This is a genomic window from Pseudomonas sp. SJZ077 (assembly GCF_007993905.1).
Classification (GTDB): domain Bacteria; phylum Pseudomonadota; class Gammaproteobacteria; order Pseudomonadales; family Pseudomonadaceae; genus Aquipseudomonas; species Aquipseudomonas mandelii.
Map to the genome: position 1 here is coordinate 523,353 of NZ_VIUJ01000002.1, position 25,499 is coordinate 548,851.

Sequence of the window (25,499 nt, forward strand, 5' to 3'; positions counted from 1 at the left end):
AGCCCTGGTTTAGAAGCGTTCAAGCCTCGTCTTTAATTTTCAGCAAAGGCTCCTGAAAGCGCAGCAGACGCCCCGCATTACCGAGCACCAACAACGTACTGAGGTTATGCAGCAACGCTGCAATCATCGCCCCCGCAGCACCGAGCCAGCCGAATGCCGCAAACGCGACAATCGCCAGGGTCCAGCCCAGACCGATGATCACGTTGACCTGCAAGGTCTGCCGACATTGGCGACTCAACCGGACACAGGTGCCGAGACGGCGCAGGTCGCTGCCGATCAACACAATGTCCGCCGACGCCAGCGCGATGTCCGCGCCACCCGCGCCCATGGCCACCCCCACGACGCCGGCCTTGAGTGCCAGCGAATCGTTGATGCCATCTCCCACCACCATCGGCCGGAAGCCGTTGCCGATTTCCGTCAGCACCCGGTTGAGTTTGTCCTCAGGCAGTGCCTGCGCTTCAACATCGGTGATGCCGACATCCCGTGCCAGCGTGTGCGCGACGCTGTGCCGATCGCCCGTAAGTAACAACTGGCGACCCAAACCCAGTTCACGTAATTCACTCAAGGCAAAACGCGCCTCAGGTTTGACGCTGTCTGCCAGCAACAGCCAGGCCAGGAATTCACCGTTGAGTGCCAGCCCGGCAATCGGGCCATCGTGTTCGGGAACCGCCGAAGTGGCGATGCCCAGTTGCGCGAATAGCTCTGGACGGCCGAGCGCTGCTTCGCCCTGCTCCGTCATCGCGACCACGCCCAGGCCCTGGCGCTCGTGGATGTCCGACAGCAGCAGAAAATGTTCCTGAGTGACCAACCCGGCGAGCGCACGGCTCACCGGATGACTGCTGGCCGAGCCGAGGCTCGCAGCGAGTTTAAGCACGTGACTGCGGTCCTCCAGCGGGCTGTCGATGGACTGCAAGCGCAAGGTGCCAAACGTCAGGGTTCCTGTCTTGTCGACCACCAGCGACGTGAGGTCCGCCAACTCTTCCAGGAACGCCGAGCTGCGAATCAGAATCCCGTGCCGCGCCGCCACCGCCACGCCGGCAATCGCCGTGGCTGGCGCCGATAACACCAACGCGCAAGGACACGCCGCCACCAGCACCGCGAGCATCGCCTGGGCATCATTGGTGACAAACCAGGTCACTGCGGCCAACAGCAATACCAACACCATGTAACTGCCGGCGTAACGTTCAAGCAAACGGGTGATCGGCGGCTTCGAACGCTCGGCGCTTTGCATCAGGGCGATGACTTTACCGAGGGTCGATTCGTTGCCGGTGCGCGTCACTTCGAGGCGCAGCAAACCGTCGAGATTGATCGCGCCGCCAAAGACCTGCATGCCGACACCTGCCTCGATCGGCACCGACTCACCGGTGATCGATGCCGTGTCGAGGCTTGCCTGACCGGACAACACCCGACCATCGGCCGGCACTCGGTCGCCCGCACGTACCTCGACAATGTCGCCGGTTTTAAGGGTGCCGTTGTCGACTTCGACGATGGCTCCGTCAGCCTGAACCTTGCGAGCGTGACTGCGGGTCAGTTTGCCGAGCGCACGAATCGCTTCCTGGGAACCGATCACGCTGCGCTCTTCCAGCACGTGGCCGAAGATCATGATGATCGGCAGCAACGCAGCAGTCAGCAGATCACCCGTCGCCCAGGCACCGAGCATGGCGAGGGCAATCAGCTGATCGGTGATCCCGTGCAAGCTCGGATATCGCAGGCTGTACCACGCCGAACGCATCACTGGCACGGCCACCAGCAACGATGCAAAACCCAACAGCAATTGACTGACGCCCGTCTGCTCCGGTGACAGCCAGCGCCAGATCAACCCGAGGCTGAGCAAGTCAAGGGCAAGCATGGCCAAGGTCAATTGGCGTGCAGCGCTGCGTTGTTCAGCCGAGGACAACAGGCTGGGTGCGGCGGCGGTTGGGGTGGTCATTGCACTGCTCCCTGAATGATCAGGCGGGAATCATCTTTCGGATTGACCGTCGTTACTGAGCCGGCCTGGCCGAGAATCTTCGGCATCCGCTCGCGGTAGATACGCAGCAACATTTGCGGGTCAGTGCCCTGTTGTTGCGCTTGGGCCAGGCTCAACACCGTGGCCGTATCAGCCGAAGCTTTGGCCAGCCGTTCGCTCGCCTGGGCGTGGGCGACTTGCAGTGTCCGGTCGCCTTGTTCATTGGCGGTCTGTGTCAGTTTCTCGGCCTCGGTGCGCGCATTGGCGACGGTTTTGTCCGCTTGCTGGCTGGCGGTCAGCACCGCATTAAAAGCGTTCACCGCTGGGCCGGGCAGACTCGATTGCACGTCGACTCGCGCCACTTCGATACCCAGGCCCTGTCCCGTCGCGGTCAGCTCGGCCAGACGCTGATTGATGCCCTGCACCAAATCACCGCGCAGACGTTCGCGACGTTCTGCCGCCTGATTGTCGCTACCGATCAGTTCCGGCCGCGCCACCAAAATGGTGTCCAGGTCTCGCGCGGCCATCAGGGCAACGGCGCTGCGGGTGACCAGCCGATCGAGTGCCGGCAACACATGTTCACCTTGAAGCACGAAGGCATAAGGTTCGGTGACCTTGTAGAAAACCCGCACATCCAGCTGCACCACGCCCGCGTCACCGGTCAGCAAATAGCCCGATCCAGCGAGCGTATCGCTCAGCGGTGTCGCGAAAGACGCCACCCGATCGGCCTGCAAAGCAGCATCACTACGAAGCAGATTCTCCACCCGACGTTCGATCACCCGATCAGCTGCCGGCAACAAAATCACTTGCTCAAAGGGGCGTGGCCAGGCCAATAGCAAACCGGCATTCTGGATGCGATCCAGCGCGCCGAAGTGCAGGACCACCGCCCGATTCTGAGGATCAATCTGCCGCACATTGGAGAATGCCCACGCTAACGCAGCCAGAACGGTCACGCCGTAAAGCGCCAAAAAAGCCAATCGCCCAGCCTGAATCCAGGGGCTGCTTAACTCATGTGTTCCACGTGGAACTAAATTCATGGCTGTGACCCGGACTTGTTATCGAGGGTCGGTGGACCGTCAACCAGCACTCGGAAAGGTGCAGCATCAGTGCGCAATATCAGCTTGGTGTCCGGGGTGACGATCGTGCCCAATGTATCGAGGGATCGCAGCAAGTTGTAAAGCTGTGGCGAACCGGCGTAGGCACGGCCGTAAATCTGCGCGGCTTCGACGCGGGATTGGGCTTCGATATCGGCAGCTTTCACCGTCGCATCAGCTTGCACGATGCGCGCATCTCGTTCAGCCGCGGACCGGATTTGCGCGGCTTCACGCTTGCCGATGGCGGTGCGCTCGGTGGCAATTGTTTCACGCTCGGCGCGCATGCGATCGACGGTGGCGGTGAGCGTCACCGACGGCAGGGTCAAACGCTCGATGCCCACTTGCAGCACGCGAACGCCATACGTGGTCAGCAACTGCTGATCGATCTGTTTACGCAACTGCGCTTCGAAGTCGGCAATGTGCACCTGATTGGCGTCGGTGTTGACCAGGTTGGCCAGGTCGAAACTGCTCGCGGTGGTTTCCAGTGCCGACCCCACAAACGTGCGAATCTGCCGCGCCGCTTCGTCCGGCTGATTCTGAACGGCGCGCATAAAGCGCTGCACATTGTCCGGGTCGCCCTGAACCTGCCACGCCACGTAGGCCTGAACAATGATGCGCAATCCGTCGCGCGTGCCCACATCCTGCAAACCGCTGGAGGTGGTGCGCAGCCGTAAGTCGACCGGAATGGCCGCTTCAAACGGTGCCGGCCAGCGCCAGCCGAGACCCGGCTCCAGCAACACCCGCGACGGATTACCGAAGCGAGTAATCACCGTGGCCTCCCCCGAGCGAACCTGCACCAGACTCGCTGCCGCGATGGCGAATGCCACGAGCAACGCCGCCCACCCCATGCGCCGCCACGGGAATGGACCGGCTTCCTGTGAATCACCGTGATGATGGTGGTGACCATGGTGATGTCCGCCATGTCCGTGATCGTGGCCGGCGTGGTCATCATGATCGTGAGAGTGCGACTGGCTCAATGGGCAGCTCCTGGCTGAGCGCTGTTGCGCGGCGACGCAGGATCGGCCGGCAGCGTGAAGGTACGTAGGTCGATGGTCGGTGCATTGCTGGTGCCGCCCAGACGATGATCGAGCACCAGCAATTTGGCGTTGGCCAGACCCTGGGTCAGTTGGCTGAAATACTGCTCCAGCAAGAACGCTTGGCCGGCACTGGCATAGGCTTTTTGTTCGGCGGTGAATTTCAGATCAGCCGCCTGCGCGGCGGAGTTGATTTCATGTGCGCTGGCGCTCGCCTGATCGCGAGCGATGCTGGCCTGCAACTGCGCTTGATTGGTCGCTTGCGCTGCTGCCCCGCGCTCACGCGAGATCAATGCCTGGGCACCAATCTGCGCCGCCTGAACGCCGTGATAAGCGTTGGCTGCACCGGCCGGCGGATGGATCGCCTCCACCACGGTGGCGAGAATTTCCACACCGCTGTCGAGCTTCTGCAGATCAGATTGCACGGCGCGGCCGATCTCCTCGGCCAGCCCTACCCTGTCCTCGCCAAGCAAACCGTCGAGGGTCCGCGAGGCAAAGTCGTGAACCAGAATCCGGCTGGCAGTGCTGCGAATCAGCGTTGGTACATCGGCGCTGTTGTACGTCGCAGCCAACGCCGCTTGATCGGTCAGACCGATGCGGTACACAAAACGCACGTCCATGTTAACGATCTGAAAGCTCTGCTTGTCGGCACGGCTGCTGGCGATCACCTGGGATTTATCGTTCACATGGCTGGCGTCCCACAAGCGATTGGCAATCGCCGGCGCCGGGCCTTCTGCAGGTTCCAGGACGACCGGCACCGATGTTTCGCCAACGCTTGTTGCCAACTCGTGAACCACGCCGTTTTCAACGCTCAGTACCCGGCCCAATGGCCACGGCAAACCGGCGTGCAAACCCGGACCGAACACTTCCACCGGTTTGCCGAAACGTTCGTAGATGCCCCGCCCTTGCAGGGGTATTTCGTGAACACCGGTGAGCGACCACCCGACAATCGCCACCACCGCCATCACCGGTAAAAACGCCCGACGCATATAGGTGAAGGCCCAGATCTGCCGCAAGTCGATACCGAAGCGGTTATGCAGTTCGTGCTGCAACGCCAGGAACGGTTGTGGCGGCCAGCGCAGCATGTCGGCGACAACACTTCGTGCCAGCAACGTCGGTTCAAAGTGTTCACGGCGAGGACTGAACAACGACAACATGGCGCGTAGCAGCAACTCGGCCGCGACCAGTCCCGGCAGCAACCCGATCAACACGGCAAGGCGTACTGGCCAGACCGAAGTTTCGCTGCCAAACAACAAACACAACGCGCTGAGCACCAGGCAAATGATCGCCACCCGGCTCAGTTGCGCCAACTGCCCCGCTTCTGGCCATTGGGCGACGTTTTCCTGGGCGAGCTGACGCTCAAGCACCAGCAAACCGAAGGCCAGCAACAACGACAGCACGGCACCGACGCTTGCCGATAATCCCAACGCTGCGGGCGCCAACGCGAGGTTCCAGAATTGGCTGATGCTGTAGATCGCCAACAGTGCCCAACCGGCGAGCCATAGGGTCGGTGCGCCGATCTGCCCGAGCAAGCGCACCCAGCGCTGACCGAGCCGCTCCAGCAGTCGCTCATACCAGCCATCGGGGGCAACGGTTTCATCCGAAACAACCTCTGGCAGCGGCGGATTCATCGCTTGCGCGCGCCACTGAGTCTCCCACCATGCCGATTGCAGGCCGGCAATCAGCACCAGCAAACCTGCGCTCTGATTCACCAGCAACGGGGCCCACAGCGACAACGGCGCAAACAGCCCGACAAAAAACGCCAACACCAACCCGACCGCCGCCAAGGCGCTCAGGCCGATGGCGAACTGACGCAATCGCCGCCCTTGAAAAACCGCCTGCTGAAAGCGCGGCAGCCCGGCTACCTGCGTTCCATCGACTTCGAGATCGACTTGCATACCACCCCAGTGCTTATCATTGGCCACATCGCAATTCGTTACGATATAACGAAAGTGGTGAAATTTTTGTACTAAATCGCTCTATCTAAAGATGCCCAACCTGTCGCTACGCTGAAGCCTTGACCGAAATAGCCGCAAACGCACATATTACGCTCATAATTTTATTCAAAGACTACGTTTACCCAGCCCATTTCCCTTTCAGTCCAGGAGTACATCCATGAGCACTTATGACGTCGTGATACTGGGCGGTGGCCCCGGCGGTTACAACGCAGCGATCCGCGCAGGCCAACTGGGCCTGAAAGTAGCGTGCGTGGAAGGTCGGGCGACCCTCGGCGGCACCTGCCTGAATGTCGGCTGCATGCCCTCCAAGGCACTCCTGCATGCCTCGGAACTCTACGACGCCGCCATGGGAACGGAATTCGCCAACCTGGGGATCGAGGTCAAACCCACTCTCAACCTCGCCCAGATGATGAAGCAGAAAGATGAAAGCGTGACCGGGTTGACCAAGGGCATCGAATTTCTGTTTCGCAAAAACAAAGTCGATTGGATCAAAGGTTGGGGCCACATCGACGGGCCGGGCAAAGTGACGGTGACCGACAACCAAGGTGGCAAGACCGAACTGAGTGCCAAGGACATCGTCATCGCCACCGGCTCCGAGCCCACTCCCCTGCCCGGCGTCCAGATCGATAACAAACGCATCCTCGATTCCACTGGCGCGCTGTCGCTGGCCGAAGTGCCGAAGCACTTGGTAGTGATCGGCGCCGGCGTGATCGGCCTGGAATTGGGTTCAGTGTGGCGCCGCCTGGGCGCCCAGGTGACCGTGATCGAATTTCTCGACCGGATCTGTCCCGGTGTGGATGCTGAGGCGGGCAAAACCCTGCAGCGCTCGCTGAGCAAACAGGGCATCAGCTTCAAGTTGAGCTCGAAAGTGACCAGCGCCACCCCGTCCGCAAACGGCGTTCAGCTCAGCGTGGAGCCGGCGGCGGGCGGCACTGCCGAGACGATTGAGGCCGATTACGTGCTGGTGTCCATCGGCCGTCGGCCTTACACCGAGGGTTTGGGTCTGGAAAACGTCGGCCTCACCACCGACAAACGCGGCATGCTCGCGAACAAGGGCCATCGCACCGACGCTGCGGGCGTGTGGGTGATCGGCGATGTCACGTCCGGGCCGATGCTCGCCCACAAGGCCGAAGATGAAGGCATGGTGTGCATCGAGCAAATCGTCGGCAAGGCGGGCGAGGTCAACTATGACTTGATCCCCAATGTCATTTACACCAAGCCTGAACTGGCCAGCGTCGGCAAGACTGAAGAGCAGCTCAAGGCAGAAGGTCGCGCGTACAAAGTCGGCAAATTCCCCTTCACCGCCAACAGCCGGGCGAAGATCAACCACGAAACCGAAGGCTTCGCCAAAGTGCTGGCCGATGAGCGCACCGACGAAATTCTCGGCGTGCACCTGGTCGGACCGAGCGTCAGCGAAATGATTGGTGAGTATTGCGTGGCGATGGAGTTCAGCGCTTCGGCGGAGGACATCGCGTTGACGTGCCATCCGCATCCGACGCGGTCCGAGGCGTTGCGTCAGGCGGCGATGAATGTGGAGGGGATGGCGACGCAGATGTGAGCCCGCCTGCGAGATGATCGTTCCCACGTCGAGGCGTCGAACCGTCCGCGTGGGATCGATCCTGCTCGGTCTAAAGCGGCAAATGCCCCAACGGCAACGCCCCCGGCGTCTTCACCGTGTGAATCGCAAAGTTGCTGCGGATATCACTTACACCCGGCAATTTCAGCAGGCGCTCGGTGAGAAAGCGGTCATACCCGCGTAGATCCGGCACCACCACTTGCAGCAGAAAATCCGATTCCCCTGACACCAGGAATGCCGAAATCACCTCCGGCAGTGCGGTGACGGCCAAGCGAAAGGCTTCGGCCTGTTCATCGTTGTGGCGCTCAACCTTGACCCCGACAAACACCGTCAGCCCAAGTCCCACTTCGTCACGATCAAGGTTGGCCTGATAGCCGCGAATCACGCCGGCCTCCTCCAGCATCCGCACCCGACGCAAACAGGGGGAAGCGGACAAACCGATCTCGTCGGCCAATTGCACATTGCTCAGGCGCCCGTCCCGTTGCAGGGCGGCGAGAATCTTGCGGTCGTAGGCATCCAGCTTCATGGCTTGGCAGATCCTGATGGTTTTATCGTCACAAAGTGGCAGGTTATGCCAATTACCCAGCATTTAGAAGCTGACTTCGCAAGCACCTGCCCCACCCTTCAACCCTAGACTGGCGCTACCGAATCAACAACGAATGGGGTGCAACGTGGAAGGACTCTGGCTGTTTTTCATGGCGCTGGCAGTGGTGTATCTGTTGCCCGGCCCGGACATGATTCTGCTGCTGCAAACCGGCGCCCGTCAGGGCAAAAGCGCGGCGTTGGCAACGGCGGTGGGTCTGGGCATTGCTCGTGGATGTCATGTGGCGCTGGCCGCGCTGGGGCTGGCGGCGCTGTTCAAGGCTGCGCCGTGGACCTTCGACGTGGTGCGCCTGGCGGGAGCCGCCTACCTGTTGTGGATCGGCATTCAGTGCCTGCGAACCACGATGTTGCCGAACCTGAATGGCGCAGACGCAACCGGCGAAAAACCATGCTGGCGGGCCTCCATCCAGCGCGGCTTGCTGACCAACCTGCTCAACCCCAAGGCGTTGCTGTTCTGCTCAGTGTTATTGCCCCAGTTCATCAACCCTCACGCCGGACCGGTGCTCGCGCAATTTGCGGTATTGGGCATGCTGCTGGTCGGCGTCGGTTTGCTGTTCGACAGCGCCTATGCCTTGACCGGCGCCGCGCTGGGCCGCTGGCTGCAACGCAGCCCCTCGGCCCAGCGCCTGCAACAATGGGTGTTCGGCAGCCTGTTGATCGGCTTCGCGGTGCGGCTGACCTTTGTTCAACAGGCATGAGCCTTACTGCGCTTTACGGCGCCGCCGGTTGATCAATACCAGCGCCGCGGCCGTCACCGCGATAACACCACCGATCTGCAATGACCACTTGTACGGCCGCAGCGCCGAACGGGCGGCGTCAGTCGCCTGGGTTACATATCGTTTGCTGGCATTCTCGAAGTCGGGATACGGGCACTGGTGGCCGAAATCCACCGCCCAAGCCACATAGGGCCCTTCTTTGACATAGCGCTGGTACAGCGCACTTTGGTCTTGAAGGCTGCTGTTCCACCCCGCCGCCGAGCACAACACAGCAGCAAAAGCCTGGCTGGTGTGAGGCAGGTTATCGGCGGCGCGGTTGGCCAAGGCCGTGGCGACGAATCGATAGTGGTAGCGCTCGTCGGGCTTCGCGGCACTGGCTTGCTGGCGTTGGACTTCACTTTCGGCCACCAAGGGGCCGACCTTCAGTTCAGTCGTCTCCAGGCTGTAATTGCCGCCAAACGTGGCGTAGTCCGGGGCCATTTCATAACCCAGAATGTCCATGCCCCACTCGCGTGCCGTCCAGGCTGCGTTGAACAGCGCAGACGCACGCTTGGTCGGCCACCACGCTGAATCAGCGAGCTGACGCTGTTGCGCATACAACCGGGCCTTTTTCTGTAGATCGGGGTTGTCGAAATACACCAGCGCCTCGTCGTAGCGCTCTTCACGCAGTAATCGACGCCCGAGCAGATTGCGCAGTTGCGCCGCCACCGGCAACGGCACGTAGTTGTCGCGATCCTGCTGGCTGAGCGCTGGCGGCGCCGGCACCTGGGTGTCAACGTAATGCTTGAGCTCATCGACGGTCAGCACGCGCTCGGCAACGGTCGCGGCATCGAACCAATAGATACTTTGGCTGCGATAAAGCTGATCGAACGCTTGCAGGTAATCCCCGCGTTGCAGCGCCAGGATCGCGCTTTCACCCTCGACCCGGCACTTGGGTTGCAGGCTTTCGAAATCATAGTCAGGCGTGCGTCGCTCGCCCCACGATTCGTTCTGCGGGAAGGCCTGGGCCGCCTTGGCATACGCCGCAGCCGCTGCGCTTTTGTCACCCTCACGCAACGCCAGTTTCGCCCGCAACCACCACGCCAGACCGCCGTCCCCGGCATGCTCAAGGAACGCTTTGGCGCTGGTGTAATCGCCCTGTTGATAATTCATCGCCGCCAGTCGGTCCGCGTTGTCCAGACTGCCCCGGGTGCTGCTTTGCAGGAGTTTGATCAGCTTCAGTTCATTCGGCGGTTGATCACCGAATGACCAGCCCAGGCGACTGATCAGCGACGCCGTCACCAGTTGTTGCACCGGTTTGCCCTTGAGCAACTCGGTCAACTGATCTTCAGGCATCGCCAGCAGATCCGCCATCAACAGCTTCAGCGAGGTGTAACCCACCGCCGAACCGTGGCGATTTTGCGTGGCGTACAGATTGATGGCGCTGTTCCAGTCGCCAGCGGTGCGCGCCACGCGGGCCTCCTCGCCGAGGCTGGCGACACCGAGTTCCAGCGGATCGCTGAAGCCGTCGATGCTCAGCTGACGGGCCTGCTCGAAGGCTTTGCGCGACTGTGCCAACAGGTCAGGCGCTGCGTCTGCTTCGGCGCTCTGGGCAAACAGCGTCCGGCCCAATGAATAAGCGGCCCAGGTGCTGCGCAAGGCGCGTTGATCCGCCGGCAGCGCCAGCACTTTCTGGAAGTACTCGGCGGCCAGCGCATGATCACCGGCGTTAAACGCCACCGCACCCGCCAGATAGAAACGAAGCTCGGCCGGCAGGCTCGCGCCCTGGGTCTCGACTTGACGGGCCTCGGTCAGCGCGCGCAACTGTTTGACCAGGGCTTGCTGCTCCGCCGTCAACCCGGCCTGTTCGGCCTTGTCCCGCTGCTCGGCGTAGTCGGTTGCCTCCAGGCCGTAAGGGGACGACTCGACGTTCTTGAGCCCTGCGATCACATGCCCCAGGCGATTGATCTCGAACTGGAAGTTGCCTTCCGGCAGCTCCGCCAGCGATTGGGCGCGGTTGTCCAGCAAGCGCATCGGGAAGTCCGGCCCGCAGGCCAACGCCGAACCCAGCGGCAGGCTGAGGCTCAGGCAAAGCACATGGCGGGGCCAGTTACGGGTGAACATTCGAACCTCCTTGATCAATGTGTGCGCAGCGAGCCCAACCGATGGCGCGCTGCTCGCCGGCCGGTATCCGGCCGTCGCGCAGGCGGGTGAAGGTAAGCAGATCCGGGCTTTGTTGCAATGCGTAACCGGCCAGCGCATCGGCACCGTCGCAGCCGCGAACCGCCAGCGTGACGCGTTCGGGCCAGGCGTTGTCGAGGTTGCCTTGATTGCTGACGCTGATGTCATAGAGGTCGTCTTGCGCGATGAGTTTCAAACTTAACCGACTATCGAGCGAATCTCCGCGAGCAACGGCCCTCAGCGTGGTCAGGCTCCAGGCCCGACGATCACCCGCCAGCGGCAGACGAAACCAGATCAGACCGGCCAGATGCGCCGGTGGATCGGCGCGCAACTCGGCGGCGAGTGCGCTCAGTTGCAAGGGATCCGCCAGCAATTCCCGGCGTTGGCCGGCTCGCCCGACAGGCACTTCGCTTTCCACGACCGGCGCACCGCTGGCGCCCGGCAACAGGGCCACGCCATAGGCGGGCAGCGCCAGGTAAAAGGGTTTTGAGGTGATGAGGCTCCAGGCGTTTACCCATTTCCTGGCTTGTTCCGGATCAAACAGACCACGACGCGGATCACTCACCGCATGCACCTGCAACACGCTGCTGTCGACGGTCGCCAAGAGTGCCGGCAATTCAGGGTTGTCGAGCCAGGCCGGCAATGCGGTGATGCTTAACGGCAAAGCGGCGGGTAAAACCGCGCGCAGGTGAGTAAGAAATTCGCGGTAAGCCGGTAGCCGGGCGCTACCGGCGTCGTGGTCGATTTCCACGCCAGAGAGCGTCAGCCCCTGCCCTTGCCACTCGCTGAGCACTTGCTGGATGTGCGTCGTGACGTCGTCCTGATCCAGCGACTTGAGCTGGCCGTCGAGGCGAATCACCGCAATCAGCGGTCGGCCATCGCGCTTGAGCAACGCCGGATCGACTCGCGCCCGGCTCCAGCCCGCCTGAGGAAACGCCTGCAAGGCCAGCACCCGCAAGGTCGAAAAGTCCGCGCGACTGTCTTGCAGGGCGGCGTCATGGGCTGACGTCCATTGCCGTTGCCAGACGTAGAGTTGCTGATCGAGCGGCGGCGCGTCTGTTTGCTCGCAACCGTTGAGCAGTGCCAGAGCAACAAGGAGGACAGAAAGACGAACTAACAACATGAAATCCCTGATCCTGGAAACACAGGGCTACAGGGTACACAAAACCTGTGGGAGCGAGCCTTTGTGATGAGGGGATTTATCCTCTCACCACAAGGCAGCGGCTACAGAGAGTGGCTACACCAAGGGCTTGCGGGCAATGATCACCTGACTTTTCGCCACGACCGCGTCCAGCGCCTGTTTGATCTGCGCGCCACGGGGCGACGCCAGAATGGCCTGCCACGTGTCGGCCCAGTGGTTGAGCAGCGGGTGGTCAGGATTGCTGAAATCGACCTTGGCTTCCCAGAACAACAGCATCCACATCGACCAGTAAAACCCGTACTGGCTGTGGCTGAGCACTTCCAGGCCGGCGTCGCTGACCATCGCCTTGAACTGCTCTTCGCTGATGATGCGAATGTGGTTGGGCTTCTGGAAATACTCGGGCGCGGCGATGTCTTTTTGCAGGTCTTCGGAGCTTGGGTGCGGGACGCTGAGCAAATACAACGCGCCCGGTTTGCCGACACGCACCAGTTCAGCAAGGAACTGCGCCGGATCGTCCACGTGTTCGATGACTTCGGTGGACACCACGCGAGTGGCCGTCGCATCGGCAATCGGCAGCGGGTTGCAATCGGTGACGTGGCATTCGACGTCACGCGCCGGTGTGTCGCTCAGGCGCTGTCGGGTGGCTTCGACCTTGGCCGCGTCGATGTCGGCGATGATGATCTTCGCCCCGCGCATGCCGCAGAAATGCACGTTACCGCCGTCACCGCAGCCGACGTCCAGTAGCGTGTCTTCGGCGGTCACCGGGAACCCGGTGAACAGCTCGCCGGTTTGCTGATTGAACCAGCCGCTGAGCATCGCGTCGTGCAGGCCGAGCATGTACGGATCGACCTTCTCGACCGTGTCCGCCACAGGCGCCACGGGAACGGGCGTACCCGCCGTGAGTTTCTTCAAAAGGCTCAGCATGAGGTAGCTCCAGAGGTTTGGGCGGCTGTTCGGGACGTGCCCAGGCGTTTGACCAGCGAGGCACCGCGGTTACGCATGGGCATTTCGATGAAGCGGTAGTTGAGTTCGCTCAACAAAGCGATCAAACCGCCAGCAATCATCAGTGTCAGGATCGGATGGCCGCCGGGATTGGGCAGACCGGCGCCCTGCAAGCGGAACGTGAATTCGCGCACCAGCAAATAAGCCGGTATGTGGATCAGATAGATCCCGTAGGAGCGACTGCCGACCCACGTCATCAGGTTCTTCAACACGCCCCGTGGCAGCAGGTAGTCGCGATTGTAGGAAGCGATCCAGACCAGCACCGCGCACAACAACGCGATCGTGCCGATGCGGTAATGAGTGAACGTGAAGCGATCCGTCGCCATGAAACTGAGCACCAGCGACAGCGCGACCAATGCTGTCACCCCGGCCCATGGACGGCGCAGGAACGTCGGCTCCCAGCGCAGATACGAGGGTTGCGCACTCCACATCGCCAACAGGATGCCGAGTGCCAGCGCATCGGTGCGAACCACCATCAAGATCGGTGTGCGCAACGTGAACAACTGCACCGCGACCAGCGCCAGCAAGGCCCAGACCAGGTGCTTGCGACAGATCAGAATCAGCAGCGGAAACAACAGGTAGAACTGCTCCTCCAGCGACAGGCTCCAGTACACGAAACTGGTGCCGTACTCATAGTTATAGAAGCTGTCGGCGAAGCGGAAGTTCGCGTACTGCGCGACCCCGGCCAGGGTCGCCTGAAGGTTGGCGTGCAGCGTGCCGAACGCTCCGGAGCGATTGAGAAAAATGCAGCCCAGCAACATCAGCGCCAGCCACAACCACGCCGACGGCAGCAATCGAAAGGCCCGGCGCAGCCAGAAGTTACGCGTCTGCTGCCAGTACTCCTGACGGGTGTTGCAACCCTGCAACGCCGGGATCAGGCTGCGCGCAATGACAAACCCGGAGATGGCGAAAAACAGATCCACGCCCCACCACGGCTGCCCCCACGCGGTGATGGATTGCAACAGCGGCACCGGGGCCGCAAACAGGCTGTCTTGCAGGTGATGAAACAACACACCGAGCACCGCAATGCCGCGCAACAACTCGATGTCCATGATCCGTCTGTCGTTATTCATGCCGTCCTCCTGGACGTTGCCCTGTTTTCCACCCCATTCAACACTGCGCGGATCATGCTTCGCGGGTATCCGGAGCGACGCGGGTTTCAAGGAGCTGCGCGAAGAAGGCTTTGAGTCGTTGCTCGGCGGTGGCCTGGCTGCAGAATTTTTCGAGGCTGGCCACCGAATGCGCGGACATCTGCGCGTAACGCTTGGCGTCGTTTTTGGCGACGTCATAGCTGGCCCGATAAGCGCGGCACAACGATTCCCAGTTCGTCACGTAACGCAGGGTTCGGAACGCCCTGCGCGGGTCGTGGGGCCAGGCCGTCAGCTCGTCGGTGGAGTCGATCAGAAACGCATTATCGGCATCCAGGTAATCGATCATCGCCGTGGTGCGTGGCGCGACCGCCGGTTTGCCGCAGGACATGAACTCCATCAGCGGCAGGCACTGGCCTTCGCCGTAGGAGGTGTTGACCACAAAGCGGGTTGCCTGCACCAGGTGCTCGTAGTCCGAATCCGCGAGGTAGCCATAAATCAGCACGATGCGGCAGCGATAGGACTGGTTTTTGTACAAATGGTGAAGGATGTCGGTCAGCGCTTCTTCGGCATCGTGGTGGGTCAGTTTGAGCACCAGTGTCGCGTCATCCACCTCGCGGAACGTCACGCAGAAGGCACTGAGCATGTCTTCCCAATTCTTGCGCCCATCACCCGGGTTGAACACCGAGGTGTAAATCACGCCGTCGAGCACCAGTTCCTGTTCACGGGGCGGTGCTTCGAAATCGATACCTTCGCCTTCGCGTAACGACGCCGGCCCAAAGGCTCGCAAGTCCAGGGTGCGGCTGTCGGCCACCAGGCCTTTGATCTTCAGGCGCACCTGACTCGCCAGTGGCTGACGTTGCAACTGGGCGCCGCGTGCCGAGAATCGATCCCACACCGGCGCCGGCACCGCGACGATCGAATAGTCGGCGCCCATCGCCTCGCGCACGGCGTTTACCGTGTAGCTGGAATGGGTAATCGCCGCGCCTGAAGCACGCAATACCGTGCGCCAATCATTGCGCGGTTCACCCGCGAAGGGTTCGTTGGGAATGGTGCTGAATTCCCACGCAAACACCGGCAAGGTCGGACAGGCGAAGTGCACCGGCGTGCAATGCGGCGGCGAGAACGACAGGAACACGCAGTCTTCACCTCGGGACAGCGCGTCGCGGTACAAGGCATCGACTTCGGTCTGCGGGTCTCTGACTTCCACCACACGCCCCAGACGTTCCAGCACCGGCCGGTATTCCTTGAGCACGAAGTAATAGCTGTACTCCGAACGGCCAAGGTTCTGGGCGATGGTGTGCTGGTTGGTTTCCGAATGAATGATGATCAGCATGAGGCGTTATCCGTCACGGCCGCTGCCGGCAAAGCCTGCGGCGTCAGCCCGAAAAAATCCGCCAGGCGCTTCTGCACCGGGGCGAAGGCGCAGTAGTCGTGCATGCGCTCGACCGCATCGCCCGACATGCGCCGGTACTCCAGCGGTTGCTCCTTGGCCGTCCGGTAGCTGTTTTCGTAGGCGGTTTTCAGCGAGCCCCAGTCCGGGCGATAACGCAGGGTCCGGTAAATGATCCGGGTGTCTTGTGGCCAGATGGTCAGCTCTTCGCTGGACTTGACCACAAACGCCACACGCTCATCGATGTAATCCTCCATGGCGGTGTGGTCCGGGGCGATCACCGGCTTACCGCTGGCCATGAATTCCATCAGCGGCAGGCACAACCCCTCGCAGCGCGACGCGTTGACGTAATAACTGGCGGCTTCGTACAACCGGGCGTATTGCGGATCATCCAGGTAACCGTGCATCACCACCACCCGACAGGCGAACGGCGAGAGTTGCGCGAGCAAGGTCATCAGCTCGTCGTAGTAGGACGACAGGTCGCTCTGGGTAATCTTCAGCACCAGCGTGGCATCATCCGTTTCGCGAAAGGCCCAGCAGAATGCGGTGATCAATTGATGCCAGTTCTTGCGACCGTCACGGGGATTGAACACCGTGACGTACACCACGCCGTCCACCTGGGTTTCAACCCGGGAAGTGGTGTCCGGCCAATCCCGCGGTGCAGGCTCGGGCACGGCCATCGTCTGCGGGCCAGCGATAGCCGGTAGATACTCGGCAAGCCGTGCATGAACGGTATCTGAAAGAAGATCGCGGATGCCTTCCCAATACCACTGGCTCAGAAAGTGCGTGCGATGCACCGGGACGGGCAGCGTTTTGCCCATGTCCCGACGCCACATGTGCAGGTAATGGCGAGCGATAACGAAGCGACGTTTTAGCGTCAACGGCGGCGGCTTCAATGCCTCCAGCGCCGCCAGTTCCTCGGCGCTCGGCGGTACGGGAATCAGCGCGTCGGCAGACAGCCCAAGCGTGCGCGTATCGAAGATGCAGCCCTTGATCTCCAGTGTCGAACCGGTATTCACCGGCGCGCTGGCGTGGTGGCTGCGAATGGCCGCGAAGTTCTCCCACAAGGGCGTGGGCAACACCAGCACGGGGAAATCTTCGCCCATGGCCCGCCGAATCGCCCGGGCCGTGTGGCTGGAAAGCGTGATGACCCGGCCCTGGCGCGCCAGCATCTGCGTCCAGTCCTGACGTGGGTCGTTATCCCATTGCTCATCGGGAATGGAGTCGAACTCCCAGGCCACCACGCAGATCGTCGGGCATTCAAGATCGTTCGGGGTTTTCTGCGGCGGGGTGAACGACAGGAACAGGCTGTCTTCGCCGGTGGCCAGCAATTGTCGATAGAGAGGATCGACCTCGGCGGTGGAGGACACCACATGCACCCGCCCGAGGCTTTCGAGCACCGGGCGATAAGCCTTGAGCACGAAGTAATAACTGTATTCGGGACGACCGAGGCTCTGACTGATGGAGCTGTCGTTGACGTCCGAGTAAAGAATGAAGTTCATGGCATCCCACGATGAAACCGCCATCCCGGCAGCCCCACTCTATGACGGCAAAGCCACGGATCGACCCGGCGTTTGCCAGTCGTCGTCCAGCGCCTTCTTGCCCGTCTACGTTCTTGTTTTAATTGTCAGCTTCGCGGGGTGTGAATACCACCCGGCCGAACCCTGGGTAATCGTGACGAGGGGCATTCTAAACACATCCGCTGAGGATTCGTGAACCGCCCGGCGAGAATAAATCGGGCTTCGCTGACGAGAACTGACCGGTCACGGTGGGACCTGTTGAAATTGCCGCGCAATTGGCACAGATTGGCTACCAAACAACTACAACAAACGTTTCGCCTGTCTTTCGACCAAGGAATCCACCCGGTCTGTCAGACATCTCCATAAAGCCTGTGGGGAATGGACGAAATGCACGACCAAGGGGCCGCTGTTTGAAAAAGCGTCTGTTCGTTACGGGTCTCAGTGGATTCGTAGGACAACACATCCAAACCCGCCTGAAGGCTGATGCCTCGGAATGGGAGCTTCTGCCTGTCGCCGCCCGCTACGATCTCGGCGAGCCAGGCTCCCTCGACGGCCTCTGGCCGGAAATGCCCGACGCGGTCATTCACCTGGCCGGCCAAACCTTCGTTCCCGAAGCCTTCCGCGATCCGGCACGCACGCTGACGATCAACCTGCTCGGCACCTTGAACCTGCTTCAGGCACTCAAGGCCCGTGGCTTCAACGGGACCTTCCTGTACGTCAGCTCCGGCGACGTTTACGGGCAAGTGACCGAGTCAGACCTGCCCATTACCGAACACCAGCCACCCTGCCCGCGCAATCCCTATGCCGTCAGCAAACTGTCGGCCGAGTTCCTCAGCCTGCAATGGGGCCTGAGCGAAGGCTGGCCGGTCGTGGTCGCCCGCCCGTTCAACCATATCGGCACCGGCCAGAAAGACAGCTTCGTCATCGCCAGCGCCGCCCGCCAGATCAACCGTATCAAACAAGGCCTGCAAGCCCCGCAACTGGAAGTCGGGGACATTGACGTCACACGCGACTTCCTGGACGTGGGCGATGTGGTGTCCGCCTATCTGGCGCTGCTGGAAAAGGGTACGCCGGGACAGGTCTACAACATTTGCTCGGGGCGCGAGCAGAGCATCCGCAGCCTGATCGAACAACTGGGGGACCTCGCCCAGGTCGACATGCAATTGATTCAGGATCCTGCGCGTTTTCGCCGCGCGGATCAGCGTCGCGTTTGTGGCAGCTCTGCCAAGCTCGCCCAGACCACAGGATGGACGCCTGAAATCACAACACAACAATCCCTGCGGGCGATCCTGTCCGACTGGGAGATGCGAGTACGACAAGAATGACTAAAAGTGCACTGATCACAGGGATCACGGGCCAGGACGGCGCCTATCTTGCCAAACTGCTGCTCGACAAGGGTTATAAAGTCCACGGCCTGGTGGCGCGTCGCAGCAGCGATGCACGCTGGCGTTTGCGTGAAATGGGAGTCGAGGGGGACATCGTTTACCTGGACGGTGACATGGCCGATGCCTGCTCGGTGCAGCGCGCGGTGATCAAATCCGCTCCAGACGAAATCTACAACCTGGCGGCGCAAAGCTTTGTCGCAGCCTCCTGGGATCAACCGGTCACCACCGGCATCGTTGACGGGCTGGGCGTGACTCACCTGCTCGAAGCGATCCGCCAGTTCAGTCCGCACACGCGTTTTTACCAGGCGTCTACCAGCGAAATGTTTGGCCTGATCCAGGCCGAGCAGCAGGACGAGAACACGCCGTTCTACCCGCGCAGCCCTTACGGCGTGGCCAAGCTGTATGGCCACTGGATCACCGTGAACTATCGCGAAAGTTTCAACCTGCACGCCAGCAGCGGGATCCTGTTCAACCATGAATCGCCCCTGCGCGGCATCGAGTTCGTGACCCGCAAAGTGACCGACGCCGCCGCCCGCATCAAACAGGGCAAACAGCAGGAACTGCTGCTGGGCAACATCGACGCCAAACGCGACTGGGGGTTTGCCGGTGATTACGTCGAAGCCATGTGGCTGATGCTGCAACAGGACAAGCCTGACGATTTTGTGGTCGCTACCGGCGTGACCACCACCGTGCGCGAGATGTGCCGCATCGCCTTCGAGCACGTGGACCTGAACTACCGCGACTTCGTGAAGATCGACCCGGCGTTCTTCCGCCCGGCCGAGGTCGAAGTGCTGCTCGGCAACCCGGCCAAAGCTCAGCGCGTATTGGGATGGAAGCCAAAAACAGACCTGGATACCTTGATCCGCATGATGATGGATGCGGACATGAAACGCGTCGCCAAGGAGTAGGCCATGCTGATTCCTGTGATTCTCTCCGGCGGTGCCGGTACTCGCTTGTGGCCGGTGTCCCGCGAGGGCCATCCCAAGCCGTTCATGACCCTGCCCGACGGTCAGTCGCTGCTGGGCAAAACCTATCGGCGAGCGGCCGGTCTGCTTGATGGCTGGGGCGATATCGTCACAGTGACCAACCGCGACTACTACTTCCAGAGCAAGGATCACTATCAGGAGGCGCAGCTCAGTCGCCATCGCGGGCACTTTCTGCTGGAGCCGACAGGCCGCAACACGGCCCCGGCCATCGCCGCCGCCGCCCTGTCACTGCAAGCCCTGCATGGCGATGACGCGATCATGGTGGTGATGCCCGCCGACCATTTGATCCTCAACGAAAACGCCTTGAAGTCTGCGGTCGAACACGCCGTGGCACTGGCCAAGGATGGTTTCCTGGTGACGTTCGGCGTGGTGCCGACGGCCCCGGAGACCGGTTTCGGCTACATCGAGACCGGCGCGGCACTGGACGAAAAAGGCGCCGCCAAAGTGCAGCGTTTCGTCGAAAAACCGGATCTGCAAACCGCCACCCATTACCTGGAAAGCGGCAAGTTCCTGTGGAACTCGGGGATGTTCTGTTTCTCCGTGACGACCGTGCTGGCCGAATTGCAGATCCATGCCCCCGAGCTGCTGGAGCAGACGCAAATCTGCATGGCGCAAAGCGCCCCCGTGGAAACGGCCGGGTGCCTGCAGCAGGAATTATCCCCGGCGTTGTTTGCCGAGATCACTGACATTTCCATCGACTACGCCTTGATGGAACGCTCCGACAAAGTGGTGGTGGTGCCCGCCGGTTTTGACTGGAGCGACATCGGCTCCTGGGGCGCGGTGGCCGCGCTGGTGCCGGCGGATGCGCAAAACAACCGCGCCAGCGGTGACGCGGTGTTCGTCGACAGCCACAACAACTTCGTCCAGAGCGAAGACCGGCTGGTAGCCGCGGTGGGTGTGGATAACTTGATCATCATCGACACCGCCGACGCGGTGTTGGTGGCCCACGCCGATCGCGCGCAGGATGTGCGCCGGGTGGCCAAGCAGCTCAAGGACAAAAAGCACGAGGCCTATCGCCTGCACCGCACGGTCAGCCGGCCCTGGGGCACCTACACCGTGCTCGAGGAAGGCCCTCGCTTCAAGATCAAGCGCATCGTGGTCAAACCAGGCGCCAAGCTATCGCTGCAAATGCACCACCACCGCAACGAACACTGGGTGGTCGTCGAAGGCATGGCCAAGGTCACCAACAACGGCGCCGGCACCCATCTGGTGGCCAAGAACGAATCAACCTTCATTGCCGCCGGTCACAAGCATCGCCTGGAAAACCCGGGCGTGATCGACCTGGTGATCATCGAAGTGCAAAGCGGCGAATACCTGGGAGAGGACGATATCGTTCGCTTCGAAGACCAATACGGCAGGACGGTTTGAATGCTGCTTTCCCTATACCGCACGCTGCGTAGTTATCGAGGGTTTATCTTCGGTAGCGTCCAGCGTGAGTTTCAGGCGCGTTATCGCAATTCGCTGTTTGGTGCTCTGTGGCCGGTGCTTAACCCCCTGTCGATGATCATCGTCTACACCGTGATTTTTTCCCACATCATGCGCGCGCGCCTGCCGGGCGTGGATGACAGCATGGCCTACAGCGTTTACCTCTGTGCCGGCCTGCTCGCCTGGGGACTCTTTGCGGAAATCACCCTGCGCAGCCAGAACATGTTTCTGGAAAACGCCAACCTGCTGAAGAAAATCAGCTTCCCACGGATCTGCCTGCCGGTGATTGTGCTGTTTAACGCGGGCATCAACTTCGCAATCATCATGGCCCTGTTCCTGGGCTTCCTGCTGATCACCGGGCGTTGGCCGGGTATGGCGTTGTTCGCCTTGATACCGCTGATGGCGTTGCAAATGATGTTCTGTGCCGGGCTGGGAATGATACTCGGCGTGTTGAATGTCTTCTTCCGGGATGTCGGGCAACTCTTCGGCATCTGCCTGCAATTCTGGTTCTGGCTGACGCCCATTGTCTACCCGATGAGCATCCTGCCGGACTGGGTGCAGCGCCTGCTGCAACTCAACCCCCTGACCAACCTGATCGTCAGCTATCAAAACATGTTTCTTTATGGGCAATGGCCGGTCTGGAGTTCGCTGCTGCCGATTTTTGTCACGGGCTTAGTGTTCTGTCTGATCGGGCTGCGTCTGTTTCGCCAGCGCGTCGGTGAAATGGTGGATGAACTCTGATGGGGCATATTCGCGTCACCGGCCTGGGCAAGGCCTACAAGCAATACCCGACCCGCTGGAGCCGACTGGCCGAGTGGCTGATTCCTTTTTCGCCCCTGCGCCACCACCAGCACTGGGTGCTGCAAGACGTCGAATTCGAGATTGCCCCCGGTGAGGCGGTGGGCATCGTCGGGGTCAACGGCGCAGGCAAAAGCACCTTGCTGAAGATGATCACCGGCACCACCCAACCGACGTGCGGCAAGATCGAGCTCGAAGGCCGGGTGGCGGCCCTGCTGGAACTGGGCATGGGCTTTCACCCGGACTTTACCGGCCGACAGAATGCAATCATGGCCGGGCAATTGCTGGGCATGCAGGTCGATGACATCGAAGCGCTGATGCCACAGATCGAAAGTTTCGCGGAAATCGGCGAAGCCATCGACCATCCGGTGCGAACCTATTCCAGCGGCATGCAGATGCGCCTGGCGTTCAGCGTGGCCACCGCACAGCGTCCGGACATCCTGATCGTCGACGAAGCCCTCTCCGTGGGCGACGCCTACTTCCAGCACAAGAGCTTCGAACGCATCCGCAGCTTCCGCAAGGCCGGCACCACCCTGCTGATCGTTTCCCATGATCGCTCGGCCATCCAGTCGATTTGCGATTCGGCGATCCTGCTCAAAGACGGCCGCATGGCCATGTACGGCAAACCCGAAGCGGTCCTGGATTACTACAACGCCCTGATGGCCGAGCGTGAAGGCCAGGTGGTCCGTCAGGAAATGCTCGCCGGCGGCGAAGTCCAGACCGTGTCCGGCACCGGTGAAGCGGCCATCCTCAGTGTGCGGATGCTGGACGAGAATGAACGTTCCATCGACGCCGCCGAGGTCGGTCAGAGCGTGGTGCTGGAAGTCCAGGTCGAAGTCCGCCAGGACATCGAGCGATTGGTGCTCGGTTTCATCCTCAAGGACCGCCTGGGTCAGATGATGTATGGCATCAACACCCATCGCCAGGACAAGGCCCTGACCGATCTGCACGCCGGGGAGCGCTACACGTACCGTTTTTCCTTTGTCATGGGCCTGGGCAAGGGCAACTATTCCGTGTCCCTGAGCTTGTCGCGGCTGGACTCGCATCTGGATCGCAACTACGAATGGCGCGATTACGGGCTGGTGTTCCATGTGATCAACAACCGGCATGAAGACTTCGTCGGCTGCTCGTGGCTGGCGGCGCAAACCACCATTACCCGCTCCGACTCGATTGTTTCGGAGCGCACGCCATGACGCGCCTTCTGGTGGAATGCACCCACGTGTTCCTGCACCCCAAAGTCAATTCGGGCATTCAGCGGGTGGTGCGTAACGTCATCAATCAATTGCCGGCTAGCGTCGACGGTGTTGAGTGCATTCCAGTGGTGATGCTCAAGGGCAAACTCTATCGGGTGCTCAAACTCGGTGCGTTGAACATCCCGTTTTTTGATGGGCTGATGACATTCGGTGGGCGACTGGAGCGGCTGGCTCATCGTTTCTGGCAGTTGCATCAACGCTTGCACAATCGCAGTCACTCGCGAGTGGTCAAGCGCCTGCTGCACGTGGCCTACCGCCTCACGGCGATCACCTGCTTCAGCATTCCTTTGCGCCTGATCGACGCCATCAACCAATATCAACTGCCCAAACGGTGCTCGCCATTGCAGCATCAGCCGGGTGATCAACTGGTGTTGCTGGATTCTTCCTGGCACAGCGATTTCTTCCCGTTTGCCGAACAGCTCAAGCGTGAAGGCGTGGGCATCGTTTCGGTGATCTACGACCTCATCCCGCTGACTCACCCACAGTTCTACGACACGCGGCTGGTGCAGATTTTCAACGAGTGGTTCAACTGGATCACCCAGACCGCCGACGGCTACGTGGCGATCTCCGCCACGGTGCGCGATCAGGTGCGCGAGGAATTGCAGCGTCGGCTGGGCCCGGCCAAAGCCGATACGTTGTGGTTCGATTATTTTCACCTCGGCTCCGAACTGGACCTGAGCGAAGACTGCGCCGCCGTCGAGCCGAGACTGACGCACGTATTCAAAACACCGGAGCCGGTGTTTTTGATGGTCAGCACCATCGAGCCGCGTAAAAACCACGATTACCTGCTCGACGCGTTCGAACGTGCCTGGGCCTCAGGTTCGCACGCCCGGCTGTGCATCGCCGGGCGCATCGGCTGGAAGTGCGACGCCCTGCTCGCCCGCGTGCGCAACCACCCACAGTTGAACCAACGCCTGTTCATGTTCAACGACCTGAGCGACACCAGCCTCGAACACGCCTATTCCCACGCTAGCGCGCTGGTGTTTCCGTCGTGGGTTGAAGGCTTCGGCTTGCCACTGGTGGAAGCCATGCAGCGCGGTTTGCCGGCCATGGGCAGCGACATTCCGATCTTTCGCGAAATCGGTGGCGAGTTCATGGCGTACTTTGACCTCGCCGAACCGCAAAGCCTGGCGGACCTGGTCACCGGTTTCGAACGCTCCGGGAAATTCCCGGCCGCTCGCAGCGTGGCGGACTGGCAGTGGATCGGCTGGCGTGAAGCCAGTGCGCAACTGGCTGAACGCACCCTGCGCAATCTGGTAGACGCGCCGGTCGTGCAAGAGAGGCAACATGCGAATTGCCCTTAACGCCCGGATCCTTCAAGCCCCGCGCACCGGCATCGGCCATTACGTCGCCGAACTGGCGAACGCGCTTGCTGATGAGCCCGATGTCGAACTCGCACTGTTCCACGGTTGGGGCTGGAGTTCGGACTTGCCAGAAGCCGCCATGCCCGGCTATTCGCGACTGACGCCGTTGCTGCGACAAATTCCGGGGGCTTATCAAGCCCGGCGCTGGCTGGAGCAGAAACGCTTCGATCAAGGGCGCTCGAAAACCATCGACCTCTATCACGAACCGAGCCTGTGGCCGCTGTCGTTCGACGGCCCGACAGTAATCACCCTGCATGACCTGACGCACCTGCACTACCCCGACACGCAACCCCCCTCGCGCCTGCGGGAAATCGAGCGGCGCCTGGCCGACGGCGTGCAGCGAGCGAGTCTGATTCTTACCGACTCGCAGTACATTGCCGACGAAGCCCAGGCGTATTTCGCACTGCCGGCCGAGCGTTTTGTCGTCGCACCGCTGGGCGTGGCCGCACGTTTCCACCCACGGGAGCCTGAAGACATTAACGCGGTGCTCAAGACTCACGGCGTCGAGGCGCGGGAATACTTCCTGTGTGTTGGCACCCTCGAGCCGCGCAAGAACCTGACGCTGGCCCTGCGCGCCCATGCCCTGTTACCGGAAGCCGTGCGCCAGGGTTTTCCACTGCTGATCGCCGGCATGGCCGGTTGGCAAGGCGAACAATTCAGTGATGAATTGCGCGCAGCCCTGGCCACCGGGGATGTGTGCCTGCTCGGGTATCTGCCCGATGAAGCACTGGCACAGCTGCTGGCCGGCGCCCGGGCATTGATCTTTCCCTCGTTGTACGAAGGGTTCGGCCTGCCCGTCCTGGAAGCCATGGCCAGCGGCACCCCGGTGATTCTGACCCAGCATTCGGCCATGCCGGAAGTCGCGGGCGACGCCGGCAACTACATAGCACCGGACGATCCAGACACCTTGCGCGATGCCATGATCCGACTCATCGACGACCCGCTGCATTGGCAGGTCTGTCGCGAAGCCGGTTTGCAACAAGCGAAGCTTTTTTCCTGGGAGCGTTGCGCGAAGGCCACGGCCCGCGCTTACCGCCAGGCTATGGGAGACTGAT

The 25,499-nt window shown here is 61.3% G+C and carries 20 protein-coding genes; 9 read left to right on the forward strand and 11 right to left on the reverse strand.

Features of this window, described 5'->3' with window-relative positions; genetic code table 11:
* Nucleotides 1-19: 19 nt before the first annotated feature.
* The 4 genes from FBY01_RS06110 to hflK (FBY01_RS06125) are packed head-to-tail and all read right to left on the reverse strand — an operon-like array spanning nt 20 to nt 5,974.
* Nucleotides 20-1,930, reverse strand: coding sequence for a cation-translocating P-type ATPase (locus FBY01_RS06110; protein ID WP_145306470.1), 1,911 nt, complete (start codon nt 1,928-1,930; stop codon nt 20-22).
* Nucleotides 1,927-2,985 carry a protease modulator HflK gene (gene hflK / locus FBY01_RS06115; RefSeq protein WP_145306468.1) on the reverse strand — a complete coding sequence of 353 codons (1,059 nt, stop codon included), beginning with the start codon at nt 2,983-2,985 and terminating at the stop codon, nt 1,927-1,929. The genes FBY01_RS06110 and hflK (FBY01_RS06115) overlap by 4 nt, the downstream gene beginning before the upstream one ends.
* Entirely contained in the window at nt 2,982-4,019 is a 1,038-nt protein-coding gene (gene hflC / locus FBY01_RS06120; RefSeq protein ID WP_010465405.1) for a protease modulator HflC, read from the reverse strand. The genes hflK (FBY01_RS06115) and hflC overlap by 4 nt, the downstream gene beginning before the upstream one ends.
* A complete protein-coding gene (gene hflK / locus FBY01_RS06125) occupies nt 4,016-5,974 on the reverse strand; it encodes a protease modulator HflK (protein WP_145306466.1) in 1,959 nt (652 codons plus the stop codon). The genes hflC and hflK (FBY01_RS06125) overlap by 4 nt, the downstream gene beginning before the upstream one ends.
* A 217-nt stretch (nt 5,975-6,191) precedes the next feature.
* On the opposite strand from hflK (FBY01_RS06125), the gene lpdA reads away from it, so the two are divergent.
* On the forward strand, nt 6,192-7,592 hold the full coding sequence (lpdA, locus tag FBY01_RS06130) for a dihydrolipoyl dehydrogenase (RefSeq protein ID WP_083375413.1): 1,401 nt from the start codon (nt 6,192-6,194) through the stop codon (nt 7,590-7,592).
* A gap of 70 nt (nt 7,593-7,662) precedes the next feature.
* On the opposite strand, the gene FBY01_RS06135 is transcribed toward lpdA, so the two are convergent.
* On the reverse strand, nt 7,663-8,136 hold the full coding sequence (locus FBY01_RS06135) for an Lrp/AsnC family transcriptional regulator (protein ID WP_010465412.1): 474 nt from the start codon (nt 8,134-8,136) through the stop codon (nt 7,663-7,665).
* 145 nt (nt 8,137-8,281) lie between these two features.
* Here FBY01_RS06135 and FBY01_RS06140 point away from each other — a divergent pair, with 145 nt between their 5' ends.
* Nucleotides 8,282-8,911 (forward strand): LysE family translocator, encoded by a 630-nt coding sequence (locus FBY01_RS06140; protein ID WP_145306464.1) that lies wholly within the window; start codon nt 8,282-8,284, stop codon nt 8,909-8,911.
* Between the two features lie 3 nt (nt 8,912-8,914).
* Here FBY01_RS06140 and FBY01_RS06145 read toward each other — a convergent pair whose 3' ends face one another.
* The 6 genes from FBY01_RS06145 to FBY01_RS06170 form a co-directional block, all read right to left on the reverse strand.
* Nucleotides 8,915-11,032, reverse strand: coding sequence for a hypothetical protein (locus FBY01_RS06145; RefSeq protein WP_145306462.1), 2,118 nt, complete (start codon nt 11,030-11,032; stop codon nt 8,915-8,917).
* Complete coding sequence (locus tag FBY01_RS06150) at nt 11,019-12,212, reverse strand: DUF3142 domain-containing protein (protein WP_145306460.1); 1,194 nt, start codon at nt 12,210-12,212, stop codon at nt 11,019-11,021. The genes FBY01_RS06145 and FBY01_RS06150 overlap by 14 nt, the downstream gene beginning before the upstream one ends.
* Before the next feature lie 114 nt (nt 12,213-12,326).
* Nucleotides 12,327-13,154, reverse strand: a complete 828-nt coding sequence (locus FBY01_RS06155) for a class I SAM-dependent methyltransferase (RefSeq protein ID WP_010465420.1) — start codon at nt 13,152-13,154, stop codon at nt 12,327-12,329.
* Complete coding sequence (locus FBY01_RS06160; RefSeq protein WP_145306458.1) at nt 13,148-14,305, reverse strand: acyltransferase; 1,158 nt, start codon at nt 14,303-14,305, stop codon at nt 13,148-13,150. Before FBY01_RS06160 ends, FBY01_RS06155 begins: the two co-directional genes overlap by 7 nt.
* A gap of 52 nt (nt 14,306-14,357) precedes the next feature.
* Nucleotides 14,358-15,656, reverse strand: a complete 1,299-nt coding sequence (locus FBY01_RS06165) for a glycosyltransferase (protein WP_145306456.1) — start codon at nt 15,654-15,656, stop codon at nt 14,358-14,360.
* Nucleotides 15,650-17,215, reverse strand: a complete 1,566-nt coding sequence (locus FBY01_RS06170) for a glycosyltransferase (protein WP_229801711.1) — start codon at nt 17,213-17,215, stop codon at nt 15,650-15,652. The genes FBY01_RS06165 and FBY01_RS06170 overlap by 7 nt, the downstream gene beginning before the upstream one ends.
* 428 nt (nt 17,216-17,643) lie before the next feature.
* On the opposite strand from FBY01_RS06170, the gene FBY01_RS06175 reads away from it, so the two are divergent.
* From FBY01_RS06175 to FBY01_RS06205, 7 genes are read left to right on the forward strand one after another with little or no spacing between them, the layout of a single operon-like run.
* Nucleotides 17,644-18,558: a GDP-mannose 4,6-dehydratase gene (locus FBY01_RS06175; RefSeq protein ID WP_145306452.1), complete on the forward strand. Its 915-nt coding sequence runs from the start codon at nt 17,644-17,646 to the stop codon at nt 18,556-18,558.
* Nucleotides 18,555-19,526 carry a GDP-mannose 4,6-dehydratase gene (gene gmd, locus FBY01_RS06180; protein ID WP_145306450.1) on the forward strand — a complete coding sequence of 324 codons (972 nt, stop codon included), beginning with the start codon at nt 18,555-18,557 and terminating at the stop codon, nt 19,524-19,526. The genes FBY01_RS06175 and gmd overlap by 4 nt, the downstream gene beginning before the upstream one ends.
* A gap of 3 nt (nt 19,527-19,529) precedes the next feature.
* Complete coding sequence (locus FBY01_RS06185; RefSeq protein WP_145306448.1) at nt 19,530-20,972, forward strand: mannose-1-phosphate guanylyltransferase/mannose-6-phosphate isomerase; 1,443 nt, start codon at nt 19,530-19,532, stop codon at nt 20,970-20,972.
* The gene (locus FBY01_RS06190; protein WP_083375406.1) at nt 20,973-21,770 is read left to right on the forward strand and encodes an ABC transporter permease; all 798 of its coding nucleotides are present in this window, start codon (nt 20,973-20,975) and stop codon (nt 21,768-21,770) included.
* Entirely contained in the window at nt 21,770-23,020 is a 1,251-nt protein-coding gene (locus tag FBY01_RS06195; protein WP_010465439.1) for an ABC transporter ATP-binding protein, read from the forward strand. The genes FBY01_RS06190 and FBY01_RS06195 overlap by 1 nt, the downstream gene beginning before the upstream one ends.
* Entirely contained in the window at nt 23,017-24,384 is a 1,368-nt protein-coding gene (locus tag FBY01_RS06200; protein ID WP_145306446.1) for a glycosyltransferase family 1 protein, read from the forward strand. The genes FBY01_RS06195 and FBY01_RS06200 overlap by 4 nt, the downstream gene beginning before the upstream one ends.
* Nucleotides 24,368-25,498 carry a glycosyltransferase family 1 protein gene (locus tag FBY01_RS06205; RefSeq protein WP_145306444.1) on the forward strand — a complete coding sequence of 377 codons (1,131 nt, stop codon included), beginning with the start codon at nt 24,368-24,370 and terminating at the stop codon, nt 25,496-25,498. Before FBY01_RS06200 ends, FBY01_RS06205 begins: the two co-directional genes overlap by 17 nt.
* Nucleotide 25,499: the final 1 nt, after the last annotated feature.

Excerpts from the sequence above, each read along its gene's own strand:
- FBY01_RS06110 (WP_145306470.1), bottom strand. The coding sequence starts at position 1,930 with ATGACCACCCCAACCGCCGCCGCACCCAGCCTGTTGTCCTCGGCTGAA.
- hflK (WP_145306468.1), bottom strand. The coding sequence starts at position 2,985 with ATGAATTTAGTTCCACGTGGAACACATGAGTTAAGCAGCCCCTGGATT.
- hflK (WP_145306466.1), bottom strand. The coding sequence starts at position 5,974 with ATGCAAGTCGATCTCGAAGTCGATGGAACGCAGGTAGCCGGGCTGCCG.
- lpdA (WP_083375413.1), top strand. The coding sequence starts at position 6,192 with ATGAGCACTTATGACGTCGTGATACTGGGCGGTGGCCCCGGCGGTTAC.
- FBY01_RS06135 (WP_010465412.1), bottom strand. The coding sequence starts at position 8,136 with ATGAAGCTGGATGCCTACGACCGCAAGATTCTCGCCGCCCTGCAACGG.
- FBY01_RS06145 (WP_145306462.1), bottom strand. The coding sequence starts at position 11,032 with ATGTTCACCCGTAACTGGCCCCGCCATGTGCTTTGCCTGAGCCTCAGC.
- FBY01_RS06150 (WP_145306460.1), bottom strand. The coding sequence starts at position 12,212 with ATGTTGTTAGTTCGTCTTTCTGTCCTCCTTGTTGCTCTGGCACTGCTC.
- FBY01_RS06155 (WP_010465420.1), bottom strand. The coding sequence starts at position 13,154 with ATGCTGAGCCTTTTGAAGAAACTCACGGCGGGTACGCCCGTTCCCGTG.
- FBY01_RS06160 (WP_145306458.1), bottom strand. The coding sequence starts at position 14,305 with ATGAATAACGACAGACGGATCATGGACATCGAGTTGTTGCGCGGCATT.
- FBY01_RS06165 (WP_145306456.1), bottom strand. The coding sequence starts at position 15,656 with ATGCTGATCATCATTCATTCGGAAACCAACCAGCACACCATCGCCCAG.
- FBY01_RS06170 (WP_229801711.1), bottom strand. The coding sequence starts at position 17,215 with ATGAACTTCATTCTTTACTCGGACGTCAACGACAGCTCCATCAGTCAG.
- gmd (WP_145306450.1), top strand. The coding sequence starts at position 18,555 with ATGACTAAAAGTGCACTGATCACAGGGATCACGGGCCAGGACGGCGCC.
- FBY01_RS06185 (WP_145306448.1), top strand. The coding sequence starts at position 19,530 with ATGCTGATTCCTGTGATTCTCTCCGGCGGTGCCGGTACTCGCTTGTGG.
- FBY01_RS06190 (WP_083375406.1), top strand. The coding sequence starts at position 20,973 with ATGCTGCTTTCCCTATACCGCACGCTGCGTAGTTATCGAGGGTTTATC.
- FBY01_RS06195 (WP_010465439.1), top strand. The coding sequence starts at position 21,770 with ATGGGGCATATTCGCGTCACCGGCCTGGGCAAGGCCTACAAGCAATAC.
- FBY01_RS06200 (WP_145306446.1), top strand. The coding sequence starts at position 23,017 with ATGACGCGCCTTCTGGTGGAATGCACCCACGTGTTCCTGCACCCCAAA.
- FBY01_RS06205 (WP_145306444.1), top strand. The coding sequence starts at position 24,368 with ATGCGAATTGCCCTTAACGCCCGGATCCTTCAAGCCCCGCGCACCGGC.